This window comes from Streptomyces sp. Je 1-4 4N24, assembly GCF_026239515.1.
Classification (GTDB): domain Bacteria; phylum Actinomycetota; class Actinomycetes; order Streptomycetales; family Streptomycetaceae; genus Streptomyces; species Streptomyces nigrescens.
In genome coordinates, this window is sequence record NZ_CP110836.1 from 4,178,367 (window position 1) to 4,193,596 (window position 15,230).

Here is a 15,230-nt window from a genome sequence, read left to right on the forward strand (position 1 = left end):
GCCCGCCGAGACGACGCCATTCCAGTGTCCGATCGCCGGCGCCAGCTCCGAGTGCAGCTCCACCGATCCGACCGGTCCGAGACCAAGTGCAGGCTTTGAGCGGTCGGTGCGCCTGTCCCTGTCCCGACTCGTCCTCGAACACCCGCCGCGCGTCCTGCTTCCTCGCCTTCTTCCCAGGTGCGCCCACGCCTCCTCTCTCCACACCCTCACCTGCTCGTCATCGCGCTCGGCGGAAGACCGTCCGGCAGTGAACTGGGCCTGAACGCGCTGACCACCACCTGTGCCTCCGCAGGAAGGGGAACATCGAGGGCCCCATGACCGAAGGCTTTCCGAGACGGAGTACGCCAGTGGCGCGTGGACCGCGGACCGCATCCGAGCGGCGAACTCACCATCGGCGAACCGTTCCGGTAGGACGGGCTCTGGTCATGGCCTGTCCCACTTGCCTGGCCTGATCTCCGCGAGCGCGGCTTCGATGTCGTCGAGCTCGTCGAGAAGTCGTCGGATGGTGACCTGCCGTTCGGCCCAGTGGCGCCGCAGGTCGAACTCCGCCGGGGCAGGCAGCCCGTATTCGGCTGTGGTGGCCCCGTACAGGCTGAACAGCAGATACAGCAGAGTGACGCGGGCGCAGGCCCGTACGTCGGCATAGGGCAGTCGCGGGTTCTCTACCAGGTAGGCCCCAACCAGCCGGATCGCTCTCTGCCGCCAGGACGGGCTATTCGCCACGGTCCGCGGGTCGAACGCTACGCGCCCCAACTCCCATGCCGGCAGGCAGGTCTCTCCCTGGAAGTCCAGGACCGCAGTGATCACATCTTCCTGAGCCAGGAGGTTCGTGCGCGTGAAGTCGGCGTGCCCGGCCTGGAGCACAAGATGGTCAGGCAAGCCGCTACGGAGTCGAGGCACATGGCTGTGCAGGTCGTCTCGCCGCTGCTCCAGCTCCTCACGCAGCTGGCAAAGCCGCGGATCATGTTGTTCGGTCGCGCGGGCCAGGACCGCCTCGGTCGCCGCGAGTGCGGTGTCGACGGACGCGGTTCGCCATCTGGTTTGACGGATGCGCGCCGGCGGTGGATACGAGGCCAGGACGTAGTGCATGCGGCCGAGCACCAGACCGATGTACTGGGCGCGCGATACGGTCATCGGCTCAGTCGCGACACGGCCGGTCATCTCGTCAGTCACCACCCACGCAGTGCCATCGACGCGGGTGAGGAACTCTCCGTCCCGGTTGGACCAGACTCGTGGGGCGGGCACGTGAGCGGTGCGACAGAACTCCGACATGGTCCACGCGATCTTGGCCTGTCGCAGGTCGGCGGACGAGAGGTACTGCTTGACGAAGATCCGACGAGAGTCGGACAGGATGACGCGCCGGTTGATGGTCTCAGTGCCGATCGGCACAAGTTCAGCGGAGCCCACTTCGACGCCGTACCGATCGGACAGGACCTTGGCGAGGAGCTCGTCGCCGCGCACTGTCTCGTCGTGCATGTGCGTCACCAGGCGGCAGTCGGGTGGGGGCGCTCGGCCCGCAGGGTGTCGGTCACCGTGGGCAGCAGGCTGCGGTACGCGGTGGGAAGGGGCTTCACGGTGGTGCACCTTTCTGTTCACAACAAGACCCGTATGGCGCCACTGGAATCAGCTGCCGCACGGGGTCGTCCAGGTCACGGTTGCCTCGTCAGCCCCACGAACGGGAGGCCGCGGCATTGCCGGGGCGGCGGCAGTGCAACGCCGCCGCCCCGCCGTCTGCCACCTACAGGAGGTGGATCAACGTGCCGGCTAACGTGTCGCTCCCTGCGAGGCTGGCAGCGGCGGAGTGCTGTTCTTCGGGTGGGTCGGGTTGAGGAACCACCTTCTGGCGGTGGCAAGCCACCATGTGCCGGAGAAGGCGAGCACGACGCCGACCGCGATGGGCGCGTAGTTGAATGTCTCGATGGTCACCGGGGCGGCCTGCGGCAGCATGAACAGCACGGTGATCACTACGACCCAGGTCACCGCGAGCACGCCGACGGGCTTGGACCAGCGGCCCAGGTGCCACGGGCCGCGTCGGAAGGATTCCCCCTGACGCAGCCGCAGCAGCGTCGGGATGACGTAGGCGATGTAGAGGCCGATCGTCGCGATAGAGGTGACGGCCGCGTACGCGGTGCTGTTGAACAGGTAGGGCAGGCCGAGGACGAAGGCGCCGCCGGCGGCGAGCCAGACCGCGTTGGTCGGGGTCCGAGTCCCCGGGTGCAGCTTGTGCCACACCTTGGAGAAGGGCAGGGCACCGTCGCGGGAGAAGGCATAGATCATCCGGGAGTTGGCCGTCACCGATGCCATGCCGCAGAACAGCTGGGCGCCGATCACGATGAGCAACATCATCTCGCCCGCGCTCTCGCCCAGAGCGTCCATGAAGATCTGCGCCGGCGGCACCCCCGTCTTCGACTCCAGCGCGCCGGTGTAGGACTGGATGGCGAAGGTCAGGCCGAACAGCAGGACAAATCCGGCGGCCCAGGAGACAAGAATGGAGCGGACGATCCCCTTCGGTCCCTCCACAGAGGCGTTCTTCGTCTCCTCCGTCATGTGGGCGGAGGCGTCGTACCCGGTAAAGGTGTACTGGGCCATCAACAAGCCGATCAAGCCGACGTAGACGGCAGATCCCCAGCCAGTGTTGTTGACGAACTCGGTGAACACGAACTTCGGGGACTGGTGGTGGTCGGGGACGAGCAGGAGCACGCCGACGATCACTACCACGCCGATCAGGTGCCACCAGACACTGACCGTATTGAAGAAGCCCACGATGCGTACGCGCAAGGTGTTCACGAGGGCGTGCAGCACCAGGATGATGCCGAAGAGCGTGATGGTGTGCCCGGGGGTGGCGGCGTAGCCGAACTGAAGGTTCAGGTAGGCGTTGAGGAACGAAGCGGCGCCGAAGTCGACGCCCGCGGTTACGGCGATCTGGCCGAGGGTGTTGAACCAGCCGGTGAACCATGCCCAGGCGGCCGCCGACCCGCGGGGAGCGAGCTTGTGGGCCCAGAAGTACAGGCCGGCGCTCGTCGGGTAGCTGGAGCAGACTTCCGCCATGGCCAGCCCGACGAAGAGCGTCATCAGCCCAACGATGGCCCATCCCCACATGATCAGGGCAGGTCCGCCGGTGTTCATGCCGAAGCCATACATGGTCAGGCAGCCGGAGAGGATGCTGATGATGGTGAACGAGACGGCGAAGTTCTGACGCCCGGACATCGAGCGGTCCAGGGTCTGGGTGATGCCGAGTTCGGCGAGGCGCTCTTCTTCCGAAGGCGTAACGCTTGGTATATCCAGGGGCATTCGGATGACTCCTTCATCTTCGTCGGCGCTAACTGGTGGGACGGCAACAGAGGCTCCGGCTCTGTCCCGGCGGTACGGACTACGGCGCGTAGGCTTTGACAGCCCAGGCGCGGTGGCGGTTGAACAGCATTGGGGCGTCTCCGCAGTAGCTCCACGGCACGTCGGTGGCGTACGGGCCGATGGCGTCGAAGACTTCACCGGCTTCGCGATGCCGGTTCGCGAACGACAGTGCGTGGGCGAGGTAGTTAGCGTCCTCGTGGAATGCGGCGTGAGGACGGTTCGGGGCTCGATAGGACCACCAGTTGTCCCACGCCTGCCAGGTCGACGGATTGTCCGTCCAGGGGTGAACGGTCAGTCCGTACCGGTGCCCCTCCACTTCCATCCGTTGCCGGTGCGACTCTGCGAGGGCGACCAGGGGCAGGACATGCGCCGGCACGCCACGCGGGGCGTGAGTGCACCGTTCCTGCACCCAGTGGAACATCTCCCCTCCGGTGCCGTGCCAGGAGGGGAACAGGTAGGTGAGGAGCTCGTGGTGCGCCTCCCGGTTCCACGGGTCGCGCTCTATCACCTGCTGCCACAGCTGTCGCACCGTCGCGCGCCACTCGGGATCCTGGGGAGGGGAGTGAAAGCGGGTCAATGCGAGCATCACCACGTACGGCGAGGGGTCGCTCGGCATCCCGTCGGCGGCTGCGTCACAGGCGTCCCATGCCAGCTCCATCGCCTCACTGCGGCCCCGTCCTCGACCTCCGGCCATCGACCGCAGAGCAAGCACATGGGCCAGAAGGGCAAGAGCGTGCGGCGACTGCGGTTCGGCTTGCGCCCACGTGTCAGCAAACGTCAGCCGCGCGCCTACACGGGCGAGGACCTGAAGGCGGAAGATGCGCCGGTCCCAGTCTGCGCCCGTTGCAGCCAGCAGTCCCCGGGCCCCTTCCCAGCGGCCCATCGCCGCGTCCTCGACCACCACCCGTAACTGAGCGTCGTCGCGGGCCGGATGCCGGTCCAGAGCCGGTTTACGACTACTCACGACGCCCTCGCTCGGCGGTGGCCGTACCCACAGCCAGGCCCAGAGGCACAGTTGGTATCGGCTTCATCAAGAGTCCTCGCGTCACGTCCGGAAGTGGAAAGACCGTCAGGGCCCAGGGGTAAAGGGAGGGGATCCAGAACCTCGCCAGCGCCCCGACGGCCGGTCTAGAAGTCGATCTCTTTGATCAGCTCGACCGCGCCCTGCACACCGTCCCTGATGCTCGGCGCTGCGGAGCTCCCTGCCAGGAAGAAGCCGAACAGGACGCACACGATGGCGTGGCCCATGTTCAGGCCGCCCTTCTTCACCAGGAGAAAGACGATCACGCCCAGGAACACCACGGCTGAGAAGCTAACGATCACGGGCCACCTCTGAGGAGATCCGCTTGCCACAACGCGGGAGGGGCCGCCACGCCGTCTTCCGCTGGCGATCCAGCGGCAGGTACTGCGCCATCCGTACGTACGGGACCGAGGACACCTTCGACTCCGGTGGACGAGTTCAGGGACAACAGGTGATCCACAGCAGGAGGGCTACGAGTCCGTCCGAATCATCCACTCTCGGGCGGTTCGCCAGCGCCGTGCACTGCGGGAGTCCCAGAGTGATGGGGAAACGCCCGGTGCACACATTTCCGAGGTGATATCACTTGAGTGATTTCGGTTTTGCCAGGGCAAGTTGAGGTCGCATGAATCTCTTCAAAGGGGGAGGCATAGGTGCTTGCGCAGTCGCCGCGAGGCTGCGAACAGTGCGGCTGCCGACTGAGCCAGTACAACTCTGGGACGCTGTGCTCGGCCTGCGTTCGCTCCCGCACCCTGAACCAACACGCCCTCTCCGTTCCAGAACGCGTGTGGCGCAGCCAAGAGATCCAACAAGCCCTAGCTTCCTGGGACTTCGGCAAGGCCACCCGCCTGATCCGCCAGCAGGGGTCGCTGCGTCAAGACGACATTGCCCATCTGACGGGCCTGAGCCAGGCGTTCCTCTCCATGCTTGAGTCAGGGCATCGCCGTCTCACCAACATCGACAAGATCGTCGAGTTCCTCACTGGTCTCGGCGTTCCCCCCGAACTGGCCCCGCTCCCGCTTCCCCGCCCCCTCCGTCCCTCCCGGGACCTGTACTCCGGCGATCTCGACCCGGCCTTGCCATGGACGGCAAGTCGTATGGTGACGGCGTTAGGCACTGCAGTTGGAGGGAGCGCGATGGACCGCCGACGGTTCCTTGCGGTGAGCGGCCTGGCGCTCACCGCCTTCGTGCACCACTGGAGCACTGCCGAAGCGGAACCGCTCGTCCGCGCCGCGGAGGGCAGTCGGCTCACACACAAGCTCCTCGACAGCCTCCAGGAGACCACGGACAACCTGCGCAGTATGGACGCGAGCGCTGGCAGCGGCACGTTGGCCGACCTCGGCAACGCTCATCTGCTACTCCTCAAGCGACTTGTTGAGCAGGCTTCCTACGACGAGGGCACGGGGCAGCGACTCGCTGCGATCACCGCGGATACCGCCATCCAGACAGGATGGTTCACCTTCGACTCCGGAGATCGAGACCGAAGCCCTACCTACCTGTTCGCTGCGCTCCGCGCCGCGAAGGCATCCGGCGACGTGCGGCTCGGCGTCGGAGCTCTCTCTTACCTGGCCATCCATGGCTATTCCACGGGTGCACCACGCAATGCGGTTACCGCAGCACGAGCTGCTCGCGAGAAGATCAAGCACCTCGGCGCCCCAGCCCTGGAGGCAATGCTGCTGACGCGGCAAGCCCGCGGGCACGCAAGGCTCGGCGAACGGCAGGAGGTATTCACCGCGCTAGGACAGGCGGCCGACCTGTGCGCGCAAGGACGTTCCGAACGCGATCCCCACTGGTTGTATTGGATCAACGAAGGTGAGATCCACGGCCAAGCCGGCAGCTGCTACCTCGATCTGGGTGAGCCGCAGAAAGCCGTCACCAGCTTCACGCAGGCGCATGACTCGCTGAACCCCTCAGACCAGCGCACGCGGGCCCTGTTCCTGTCGCGGGCCGCGTCCGCTCACGTACGGCAAGGGGACGCTGAAGCAGGGTGTGACACCGCGCACCGGGCTCTCGACCTGGCCGAGCAGCTCCAGTCCGCGCGACTCAACGAGCACGTTGAGTCGATGCTCAGCGACCTCGAAGCAGTGGGGGACGCCACATACGCTCAAGATCTACTGGACCGTGGCGCCGCCGTGACGGGAGCGAGGAATCGCACGTGACCGACAACCAACAGACCCTCGTCCTCTGGGACATTGACCGTACGCTGCTCTACGTTGGTGACATCGACCGTCAGGTGTACCGCGAAGCCTTCGCCGAAGTCGTCGGCCGCCCAGCCGAACACCTGCCGGCCCGCGGTACGGGCGTCACCATGCCCCTCGCGATCCGGTCGCTGCTCCTGGACAACGGTGTGCCCGAGGCAGCCGTCCCTGACCTGTTGCCGCGCATCGTGGACTTGCTGCCCAAACGGCTCGCGGCCCACAGCGAAGACCTACGGCAGCAAGGGGTTCTCATGCCCGGTGCGAGGGCCGCACTCCAAGCCGTCCACCACGACCCGCGCTTGGTGCCAACGGCCGTCACCGGGAACCTCAAGCCGAATGCGCTGCTGAAGCTCGCGGCCTTCGACCTCGACGCCTACCTCGATACCGAGATCGGCGGATTCGCCTCCGACGACGACCATCGGCCCGCGCTCGTGGGCATCGCACAGGGACGCGCACAGGCCAAGCACAGGACGCCATTCACGCGTTCGAACACCGTGATCATCGGAGACTCCCTTGAGGATGTCCGCACGGGCCTTGAGGGCGGCGCCTCGGTTCTCGGTGTGCCCTCGGGCAAGACCTCCGCACAGGACCTCAAGGAAGCGGGGGCCGATGTTGTTCTCGACAGCCTGGAAAACGTACAGCAGTTGGTGGCTGCGATCTCTTCCGTCACACCCTGAACAGGCACCCCTCGTCCGGAGAGCGACAGTCCTGTCAGGCCCATACGCCACGGGTCTACACTGCCGATCATGACGCAGAGCCCTGTCGAGCTGGTGATCTTCGATTGTGACGGCGTGCTGGTGGACAGCGAGCGGATATGCGTCGAAGTGGACGCGATGATCATGGCTGACCTGGGATGCACGTTCACCGAGGAAGAGATCATCGAGAAGTTCGTCGGCTCGTCTACCGAGGTCTACACGGCCGCCGTAGAGGAACAGCTTGGACGGCGTCTGGAGAAGGACTGGCTGCAGCAATACGAGCATCTGTACCAGGCGGCCTTCGACGCGGAATTGACCGCTGTCGATGGAGTCGCAGAAGCCCTGAGCAGCCTCACCACACCCGTCTGCGTCGCATCGAACACTCACCACGCCGGCATCCGGAGAAACCTGGAGATCGCCGCGCTGAGCGACCACTTCGAGGAGCGCATCTTCAGCGCAGACGACGTCCCCCGAGGCAAGCCTGCCCCCGACCTTTTCCTGCACGCTGCTCGCTCCATGGGCGTGAAGCCCGAGCGGTGCGCGGTGATCGAGGACAGCGCGTACGGAGTTCAGGCAGCGCGTGCCGCTGGCATGCGGTCCTTTGGCTACTGCGGCGGCCTCACGCCGGCCACGCGACTGGAAGGCCCAGGCACCACCCTGTTCGACGATATGCGCGACCTGCCCAAGCTGCTGGCCACCCCTACGCACTGAACTTCAGCAGTGCCTCGCAGGCAATTGGACCGGCCGCTGCGCCATTCACGACCGGTCCGCGGGTTATTGCCGACGGGCCTCTTACCTCACGGTAGCCGTAGCCCAGGTGCGTGAGCCGGAGGTACTCCTCCAGCTCACGGCTGAGCTTCCATCTCCCGGGCTGCTTCAGACCCCGGTGACCTCGATCGCCGCCAGGTTCTTCTTGCCCCGGCGAAGCACCAACCAGCGTCCGTGCAACAGCTCATCAGCCGTGGCCACCGTGTCCTCGGAGGCCACCTTCACGTTGTTCACGTAGGCGCCGCCCTCCTTCACGGTGCGGCGGGCGGCCGACTTGCTCGCCACAAGGCCAACCTCCGCGAACAGATCGGTCACCAGGCCGAGCTCGCTCACCTTGGCGTTCGGGAGTTCGGAGAGCGCAGCGGCCAGCGTCGCCTCGTCGAGGTCGGCGAGCTTGCCCTGCCCGAACAGCGCCTTCGACGCGGCGATCACCGCGGCGCACTGGTCGGCGCCGTGCACCAGCGTGGTCAGCTCCTCGGCGAGCGCACGCTGCGCGGTACGGGCTTGCGGCCGCTCCTCGGTCACCTTCTCCAACTCCTCAAGCTCCTCGCGGGACTTGAAGGAGAGAATGCGCATGTACCGGGAGATGTCCTGGTCGTCGGTGTTCAGCCAGAACTGGTAGAACGCGTACGGCGTGGTCATCTCCGGGTCAAGCCACAGCGTGCCGGTCTCCGTCTTGCCGAACTTGGTGCCGTCCGCCTTCGTCAACAGTGGCGTCGCGAGGGCGTGCACCTCGGCGTGCGGCTCCATGCGGTGGATCAGATCCAGGCCGGCCGTGAGGTTGCCCCACTGGTCGCTGCCGCCTGTCTGGAGGGTGCAGCCGTACCGCCGGTACAGCTCCAGGAAATCCATACCCTGGAGCAACTGGTAGCTGAACTCCGTGAAGCTAATGCCCTGGTCGGACGCCAGGCGCTGGGCGACCGAGTCCTTGGTGAGCATCTTGTTCACCCGGAAGTGCTTTCCGATGTCCCGCAGGAATCCGATCACGGTCAGGCCCGAGGTCCAGTCCAGGTTGTTGACCATGGTCGCTGCATTGTCGCCCTCAAAGGAGAGGAACGGCTCGATCTGCGCGCGCAGCCGGGTCACCCACTGGGCGATGGTCTCCGGGTCGTTCAGGGTGCGCTCGGCGGTCGGCCGAGGGTCGCCGATGTGGCCGGTCGCGCCGCCCACGAGCGCCAGCGGCCGGTGCCCGGCCTGCTGGAGCCGGCGAAGGGTGAGCACCTGGACCAGGTGGCCCACGTGCAGGCTGGCCGCGGTCGGGTCAAAGCCGCAATAGAACGTGACGGGACCATCCGCGAGAGCCTTGCGCAGTGCATCCTGGTCAGTGGCATGGGCGATCAGCCCACGCCACTGGAACTCGTCGACGATGGCCGTCACGGTCCTGTGTCTCCTAGAGTCGCGTGTGTCAGTGTGGCGGCCAGTGTAGTGCTCCAGGCTGCCATTCGTGTTTGTACTGGTCAGCGGCCGTCTACGTGCAGTGACCAGGTCGCCGCACACCCGGAGTGTCCTGGTTCACACCATCCCGAACCATACGTCGAGTAGTCGACTGATCACAGCCTCGCTGTGATCGCGATAATCACGCACGAGTGCTTTGCCGTCGGCGACGAGTCGGGTACGGAGCGCGGGGTCATGATCGATCGCGTCGATGATCTGTCCGAAATCCCGTGCGGCCCGGTTGATGTCGTTGGGAGACACCAGGGGATACAGCACATTGCCTTCGAGCTCGTAGCCAGCGATTGGTGGCGGGGCGACGAACATCGCGGCATTCCCCAGCTCAGGCAGGCTGCCTATTCGGTGAGCCACGACAGGTACTCCTGACTCCATTGCTTCAAGGGCAACTCGTGGGAGACCTTCCGGGCCGAGGGACGGTATGAGCAGGATCCTGGTGCGGTTGTAAATCGCGGTGGGGTCCGGGCTGAAGGAGTCCACTTGGACGTTCGCGGAGGGCGGCGCGTACGGCGGGACGTCGGGCCAGGTCTCCACGACAAGGTAGGCGTCGCTGGGGCGCTGACGAATGAGTGCGTCCCAGACACGTCGGCCCTTGATGGGGTGGTGGTTGATCAATGTCAGGGATCGACCCGCCGCGCCTATGGGCGTCGGGCTGACTCGTCGCTCAGGCAGGAGGTTAGGGAGCACCTGCGCCGGCACGCCGGTCTGGCTGTGGAAGGCGTCGGCGATCGTCTGGCTGACCGCGTGCACACTGGCCTGCCGCATCAGATCGTAGTAACCCCGGACCTCGTCGGCGGGGTGGTCATGGCTTGTGGGGTAAAGCTGGTCGGTCACGAGCACCGCTACATGCCGACCACTCGCGAGGCATTCGTCCAGCACGGCACGATGCGCTTCGTTGAGCCGGACCGCGCAGGAGTTGAGCAGGATCACGTCGGGGTCCAGCTCCTTCAGAAGATCTCGAAGCGCCTGCCGGTACGCGCTCGCTGGCCCCGGGGCACCGATGAAGGTTTCGTGGACAGTGCTGCCCTGGACGGTCCGGGTTCTGCGTTCGATTCCGGGATTCCTGTGTTGGGCGACGCAGGCGAGGCTGGCTGGGTGCCCTCGGCGCTTGACGCGTTGCAGTAGTTCGCGGACTTGAAGGAACAGGCCATTGGTGAAGCCCTCGCGGGTGAAGTCGTCGAGACTCACGAAGACGGTGCCGGGCATGGCGTTACTCCTTGTGGGCCGCGGCGGCGGCGAAGAAATCGACCAAGGTCCAGAGCCGGGTGGCGATCGGGCTGTCAGCCGAGGGCGGGCCGGTGACGCTGAGGGGACTGGGGGAGAGCATTTTGAGGCTGGCGACCGCTGAGTACAGGTCGAATATGCGCTGCCTAATGGGGCCGACGCACAGTGGTGCGGCAACTCGTTCGATGCAGTCCGCCTCCGGTCCACGGGCCAAAAGGCCGGCGCGAGCGACGCCGAGGGGGTATAGGGCGTCACCGAACCCGAGCTCGTCGAGGTCGACGATCGCCGTGACTCTCCCGCCATCCACCAGCACGTTCTGGTGGGTGGCGTCGATCAGGTAGGGCAACGGATCGATGCGTTCGAACTCGGGGCGTAGCTCGCGGATGGTTCTGCGGATTTCTCCGATGGCCGGCCTCTGCCGCTGCGAGGGCGTCAGCTGATCGATTGCGCCGGTGAAGTACTCCCAGAGAACGTCCGACCAGCGGGAGTGGCAGCGCAGGTCGCTGTAGCTGGCGATGCCGCCGTATCCGGGACCGGGTGGAAGGCCGCTCATGCGGTGCCGGATTGCGAGCAGGTCGTTGGCAACGGCGTGCTTCTCCGCGGCCGTAAGGTCGGTGTAGACGTTGCAGAGATCATCCCCTGGGGCTTGCTCAAGGAGCATGATCGGCCAGGGCAGTACGGTCCCGGTTAGGTCCATGGACAGCACGCGGGGGACGGGCACTCCCACCCGAGCGAGCTGGCGCCGCCAATACGCGAATCCCGCGAAGCACTCGGCGCGGTCGTGTCGAGTGATCCGCGCAATCACGGACTCACCGGACTTCAGCCCCACCGTGAACACGAAGTGGCTGCGGCCCATCGAGATTCGGCGGGCGGTCACGGCCTCTTGGCGCAGGCACCGACTGGCCGCTTTCAGGGCTTCCTGCTCTGTGGGGGGCTTCATGGCAGGAGCAATTCTGTTGCCGCGAGCGGGATAACGCTGAGGCTGGCGTAGCCACGGAAGAATGCCCAGGTCGTCTCGAAGTCGTCGGTGCTGACGATCAGGCCGGGAACGCCGAGGTAACCCGCGAGGTGGCCCAGGCCGCTGTCGCACCCCACGAAAAGACGGCATGACAGGAGGCGGGTGACCATCTCGGGAAGGTCTGCCCGCACGTAGGTCAGGTCGTCGCCGAGGTAGTCCTGGGTGTCAGGGCCGCCGAGGATCTGGACTTCGCCGTGTGCTGCAACCTGGTTCAGAAGCCGTCGGGCTGACTGTCGCGGCAGCGGGGTGCTGGAACGCGCATCGAGCTGGCAATACACCACGTCTTCTTGGCCACTGGGCGTTGGAGCTTCACGGAGGGGAAGCGGCGGCACTCGGTGGCGGACTCGTCCCCCGAAGGCGTCGGTCACGGCGTGGTTGAACCGGTCAAGCCACGGGAGGCTCCATGAAGACCGGGCGAAGATCGCGTCGCCACTGATCGCTTCGCTGGGCGAAGGGACGTAGCTCACTCGCCCGCATGCGAACACCTCGACAACTTCGGCGAGGATGGGCGAACCGGTTACGGCAACTGATGCTATGGCGTTGTCGCGGCAGTATTGCTCCAGGCCGGTGACAATGCCCAGGGCATCGCCGAGACGATTGTGCCGGGCGAACCGCATCACGGATCCGCCGGGGAGCGTCGTCGGCGGCGCCTTGTCTGCCTCGGACGGAAGTCTTGCCGCGTCCGCGAGTTGTTCGCTTAGGCAGCGCAGCCCACGTTGGCCGCAGCGCCAAGTCCGTGGAACCGCCGGGATATCCGCAGCGGGCTTCCCGTGGGCCTCGACAAAGCGCACCTCATCGAATCCGAATTCCTCGATGAGTTCACCGATCGCTGGTGGCCCGCTCACCTCGACTTGGGTTAGTCCGTGTCTCCGGGCGTAGGAGGCCAGGCCAGCCGTCAACTCGACGCAGTCACGGATAGGGAGGTCGGCGGCGGCGAAGTGCGTCGGCAGCTCTTCTCGTCCGTTGATCGATGGTCCGTTCACTGGGCCCCCTCGTACACATCTGTATCCGGATGAATGGCGTCGAACTGTCGCTTGCCCTTGAGGAGGCGCGCGACCAGCTCCCTGGCGTGAGAATCGGAGAAGTACGGGTTGAGGGAGTACACCCGCAGAGCCACGACCGGCTCGCCGGCCGGCGTGTAGAAGGCCGCGGAGGTCTTGCTCAGCGCGATCTGCTCGGCCTCCGGTACACGTTGCCGCGATAGCCACGCGAACAGGTCAGAGGTGTACTGGTTTATTCGGCGCACCGCGCTGGTGTCGCTGAAGTCCTCCTCGGAAGCGGCCGGGTCGTCCGGCGGGTAACAGCGCAAGAACACATCCGGGCCGTACGAATGTTTGTTGATGGCTGTCACGTTGCCAGCTGCCACGGCATCAACGTGGCGTCGGAGGGATTCGGCTGTCTCAAGCGCGTGACCGAGAAGTTTCCGCATTCCCTGCTTGCCCAGGGCCTGCAGGCCAACCCAGGTCGCGACCATGTTCGCCGCTGACCTAGAGGTTTCCAGTGTGAAGGTCCCGGGGTTGTACGCGTCCTTGTCATGGAACAGCGGAGTCATGACTCCGCCGTCGCGACGTAGCCGCGAGAAGTCTCGCCCGTCTCGCATGATGATCATGCTGGACGTGTACGGTGCGAAACCGGTCTTGTGGAAATCGGTTCCGAACGAGTCGGCGTGCCGCACTGTTCTCAGGCGCTCCACAAGACGTGACAGTTTGGCCACCACGGGCGGGCTGAATCCGAGGGGATTGCGATGCAGGTCGTAATCGATGAAGCAGAGATAGGCCCACCCGACAACGGTGTCTGCATGCACATGGGGCGTGTAGTTCAGTCCATATTCGGCGGCCAGCCGATCCCGCATCGCAGCGATCTCGACGAAGTCATCGACAGCCATATTGGAGGTCGTCCCGCCAGCGCCCATGATGCATGCAAGTCGGTGCCCGCGTGCCAGCACGTCGCGGCAGGCCGCTTCCATCGACTCCAGGTCTGTGGTCTGGTCGGGCAACGACGCAGCGGATATGTAGTTCTGGGTACCGATCCCAAGCCACGCGCAGGCGGACTTCTGCGAGTAGTGCGCCGGCCAGGAACCGACGACGGCCATCCCAGGCTCGATGCCCCGCTCGGCGTGGTCGGGCTGCGCTTTGGAGATGCCGACGTTGATCGCGTACAGGTTGGTCGCAGTGCCCCCGAACGTGAACAGGCCACCTGCCTGATCCGAGTCGTACCCCGCCAGCCGCGCCATCGCCTGGGCACAGGACAGCTCGGCGGTAAGGGTCTCGGCGGCGTCCTCTCCGGTGACGCCGTTCGGCATGAACAACGACACCGCGCACAGCGCCGCCAGGTTGACGAACGACGGCGGCGGAACGACGTTCTTGGCGAACATGTGGTGGTGCACCTTGACCGATCCAGCCAGCCACCAACGCAGTTGGCTGAGAACCGTCTCCGCGGCGACAGGGTTCTCCAGCAGGTGTCCGCCACCCACCGGTGAACGCCCGTCTTCCTGGTCCCAGCGCGGATACACGGGCCCTGCACCCTGATGGCTCAGCGCCTCATCGAGGGCACAGCGGATGAGTTCGACAAGCACGTCGGCGTTGTCGCCATCGGGGCGCAGAAACAGGCCATTGCGCCAGTCTGCGAAATCATCCCCATACCCGGAGCAATCAGTTGTCATGGTGGACCCCAGTGCGTTGGAGGAGCAACCCGACCGCGCTCATCGTCCGGGCTTCCCGTAGAGCTTCATGCGTTCAGGTCGGGGCGTGCGCCGTCGGCCGGAGGCAAGGTCCTCACAAGCGACTGCGATAGACCACACGAGATCGTCACGCTGACGACGCAGAATCGCGACACGTTCCGCCGCGCCGGCGTCATCCTCGACGAGTTGCTCGGTATGCATGATCCGCAGCGTCTCCACCGACAGGCGATCCAGCGCCGAGCCGATCGACTCAGTAAGGGGAGGCACGTCTTGGTCCGCACCCCACGCCGCATCAAAGATTCGATCGATCTGCTCGATGAGTTCGTGGCGACGGCTGTTGAGTTCGTCGATCTCCCGCTTGATGGCCGGAATCTGCCCGTCTCCAGCTCGCCGCACCCGATCTTCGGCGTCCCACTGCCGGCTGTTGTTCGCATGCAGCCGGTTCAGCGGCTCCAGCAACTCCGGCGAGCGAGGAAACGGCATCCCGGCGAGAGCATCCTCGCACCACCCGCGTTGCCCATTTTGTATGTCGAGGCAGGACTTAACCTGAATCATTACAGTTCGCGGGTCTGGATCCCGCTCGCCCGTATCTAGATCCAGCTGAGCAGGCATATTCGTCATCAGCGGTATCCCCCTTCGGTACCTCGTTGGATCAGCCCCTGCCGACGGTCATGGGAGACAGCCGTGAGCGCGAGCGGAGGGTGGATGCAAGAGTGGCTCATCGGCGCGAGTCGATCACATCACCGTTGTGATACGCCCATGCCCTGCGCGCCAATCGATCGCTGAAGGGCTGAGCAGCGACGCTGTGAACGTCACGGCATAGAGCAGG

13 protein-coding genes are annotated in these 15,230 nt (G+C 65.4%); 3 read left to right on the forward strand and 10 right to left on the reverse strand.

The window, feature by feature from the left end:
• Window positions 1-423: 423 nt before the first annotated feature.
• The 4 genes from SLV14N_RS17970 to SLV14N_RS17985 all read right to left on the reverse strand — a co-directional run bounded on the left by SLV14N_RS17970 (window position 424) and on the right by SLV14N_RS17985 (window position 4,674).
• A complete protein-coding gene (locus SLV14N_RS17970) occupies window positions 424-1,476 on the reverse strand; it encodes a phosphotransferase enzyme family protein (protein ID WP_263270151.1) in 1,053 nt (350 codons plus the stop codon).
• A 288-nt stretch (window positions 1,477-1,764) separates the two neighbouring features.
• Complete coding sequence (locus SLV14N_RS17975) at window positions 1,765-3,291, reverse strand: amino acid permease (RefSeq protein WP_263270152.1); 1,527 nt, start codon at window positions 3,289-3,291, stop codon at window positions 1,765-1,767.
• 79 nt (window positions 3,292-3,370) lie between these two features.
• Window positions 3,371-4,315, reverse strand: a complete 945-nt coding sequence (locus tag SLV14N_RS17980) for a hypothetical protein (RefSeq protein ID WP_263270153.1) — start codon at window positions 4,313-4,315, stop codon at window positions 3,371-3,373.
• 164 nt (window positions 4,316-4,479) lie between these two features.
• Window positions 4,480-4,674: a hypothetical protein gene (locus tag SLV14N_RS17985; protein ID WP_263270154.1), complete on the reverse strand. Its 195-nt coding sequence runs from the start codon at window positions 4,672-4,674 to the stop codon at window positions 4,480-4,482.
• 348 nt (window positions 4,675-5,022) lie between these two features.
• Here SLV14N_RS17985 and SLV14N_RS17990 point away from each other — a divergent pair, with 348 nt between their 5' ends.
• The 3 genes from SLV14N_RS17990 to SLV14N_RS18000 all read left to right on the forward strand — a co-directional run bounded on the left by SLV14N_RS17990 (window position 5,023) and on the right by SLV14N_RS18000 (window position 7,973).
• Window positions 5,023-6,528: a helix-turn-helix transcriptional regulator gene (locus tag SLV14N_RS17990; protein ID WP_263270155.1), complete on the forward strand. Its 1,506-nt coding sequence runs from the start codon at window positions 5,023-5,025 to the stop codon at window positions 6,526-6,528.
• Entirely contained in the window at window positions 6,525-7,244 is a 720-nt protein-coding gene (locus tag SLV14N_RS17995; RefSeq protein WP_263270157.1) for an HAD family hydrolase, read from the forward strand. The genes SLV14N_RS17990 and SLV14N_RS17995 overlap by 4 nt, the downstream gene beginning before the upstream one ends.
• Before the next feature lie 69 nt (window positions 7,245-7,313).
• Complete coding sequence (locus SLV14N_RS18000; protein WP_263270158.1) at window positions 7,314-7,973, forward strand: HAD family phosphatase; 660 nt, start codon at window positions 7,314-7,316, stop codon at window positions 7,971-7,973.
• Between the two features lie 165 nt (window positions 7,974-8,138).
• On the opposite strand, the gene tyrS is transcribed toward SLV14N_RS18000, so the two are convergent.
• The 6 genes from tyrS to SLV14N_RS18030 all read right to left on the reverse strand — a co-directional run bounded on the left by tyrS (window position 8,139) and on the right by SLV14N_RS18030 (window position 14,884).
• Window positions 8,139-9,407: a tyrosine--tRNA ligase gene (tyrS, locus tag SLV14N_RS18005; protein WP_263270159.1), complete on the reverse strand. Its 1,269-nt coding sequence runs from the start codon at window positions 9,405-9,407 to the stop codon at window positions 8,139-8,141.
• Between the two features lie 135 nt (window positions 9,408-9,542).
• Window positions 9,543-10,685 carry a glycosyltransferase family 4 protein gene (locus SLV14N_RS18010; RefSeq protein ID WP_263270161.1) on the reverse strand — a complete coding sequence of 381 codons (1,143 nt, stop codon included), beginning with the start codon at window positions 10,683-10,685 and terminating at the stop codon, window positions 9,543-9,545.
• A gap of 4 nt (window positions 10,686-10,689) precedes the next feature.
• A complete protein-coding gene (locus SLV14N_RS18015) occupies window positions 10,690-11,643 on the reverse strand; it encodes a phosphotransferase family protein (protein ID WP_263270162.1) in 954 nt (317 codons plus the stop codon).
• Window positions 11,640-12,704: a hypothetical protein gene (locus tag SLV14N_RS18020; protein WP_263270163.1), complete on the reverse strand. Its 1,065-nt coding sequence runs from the start codon at window positions 12,702-12,704 to the stop codon at window positions 11,640-11,642. The genes SLV14N_RS18015 and SLV14N_RS18020 overlap by 4 nt, the downstream gene beginning before the upstream one ends.
• Window positions 12,701-14,383: a pyridoxal-dependent decarboxylase gene (locus SLV14N_RS18025; protein WP_263270164.1), complete on the reverse strand. Its 1,683-nt coding sequence runs from the start codon at window positions 14,381-14,383 to the stop codon at window positions 12,701-12,703. Before SLV14N_RS18025 ends, SLV14N_RS18020 begins: the two co-directional genes overlap by 4 nt.
• Window positions 14,384-14,422: 39 nt before the next feature.
• Window positions 14,423-14,884, reverse strand: coding sequence for a DUF4254 domain-containing protein (locus SLV14N_RS18030; RefSeq protein WP_265873739.1), 462 nt, complete (start codon window positions 14,882-14,884; stop codon window positions 14,423-14,425).
• Window positions 14,885-15,230: the final 346 nt, after the last annotated feature.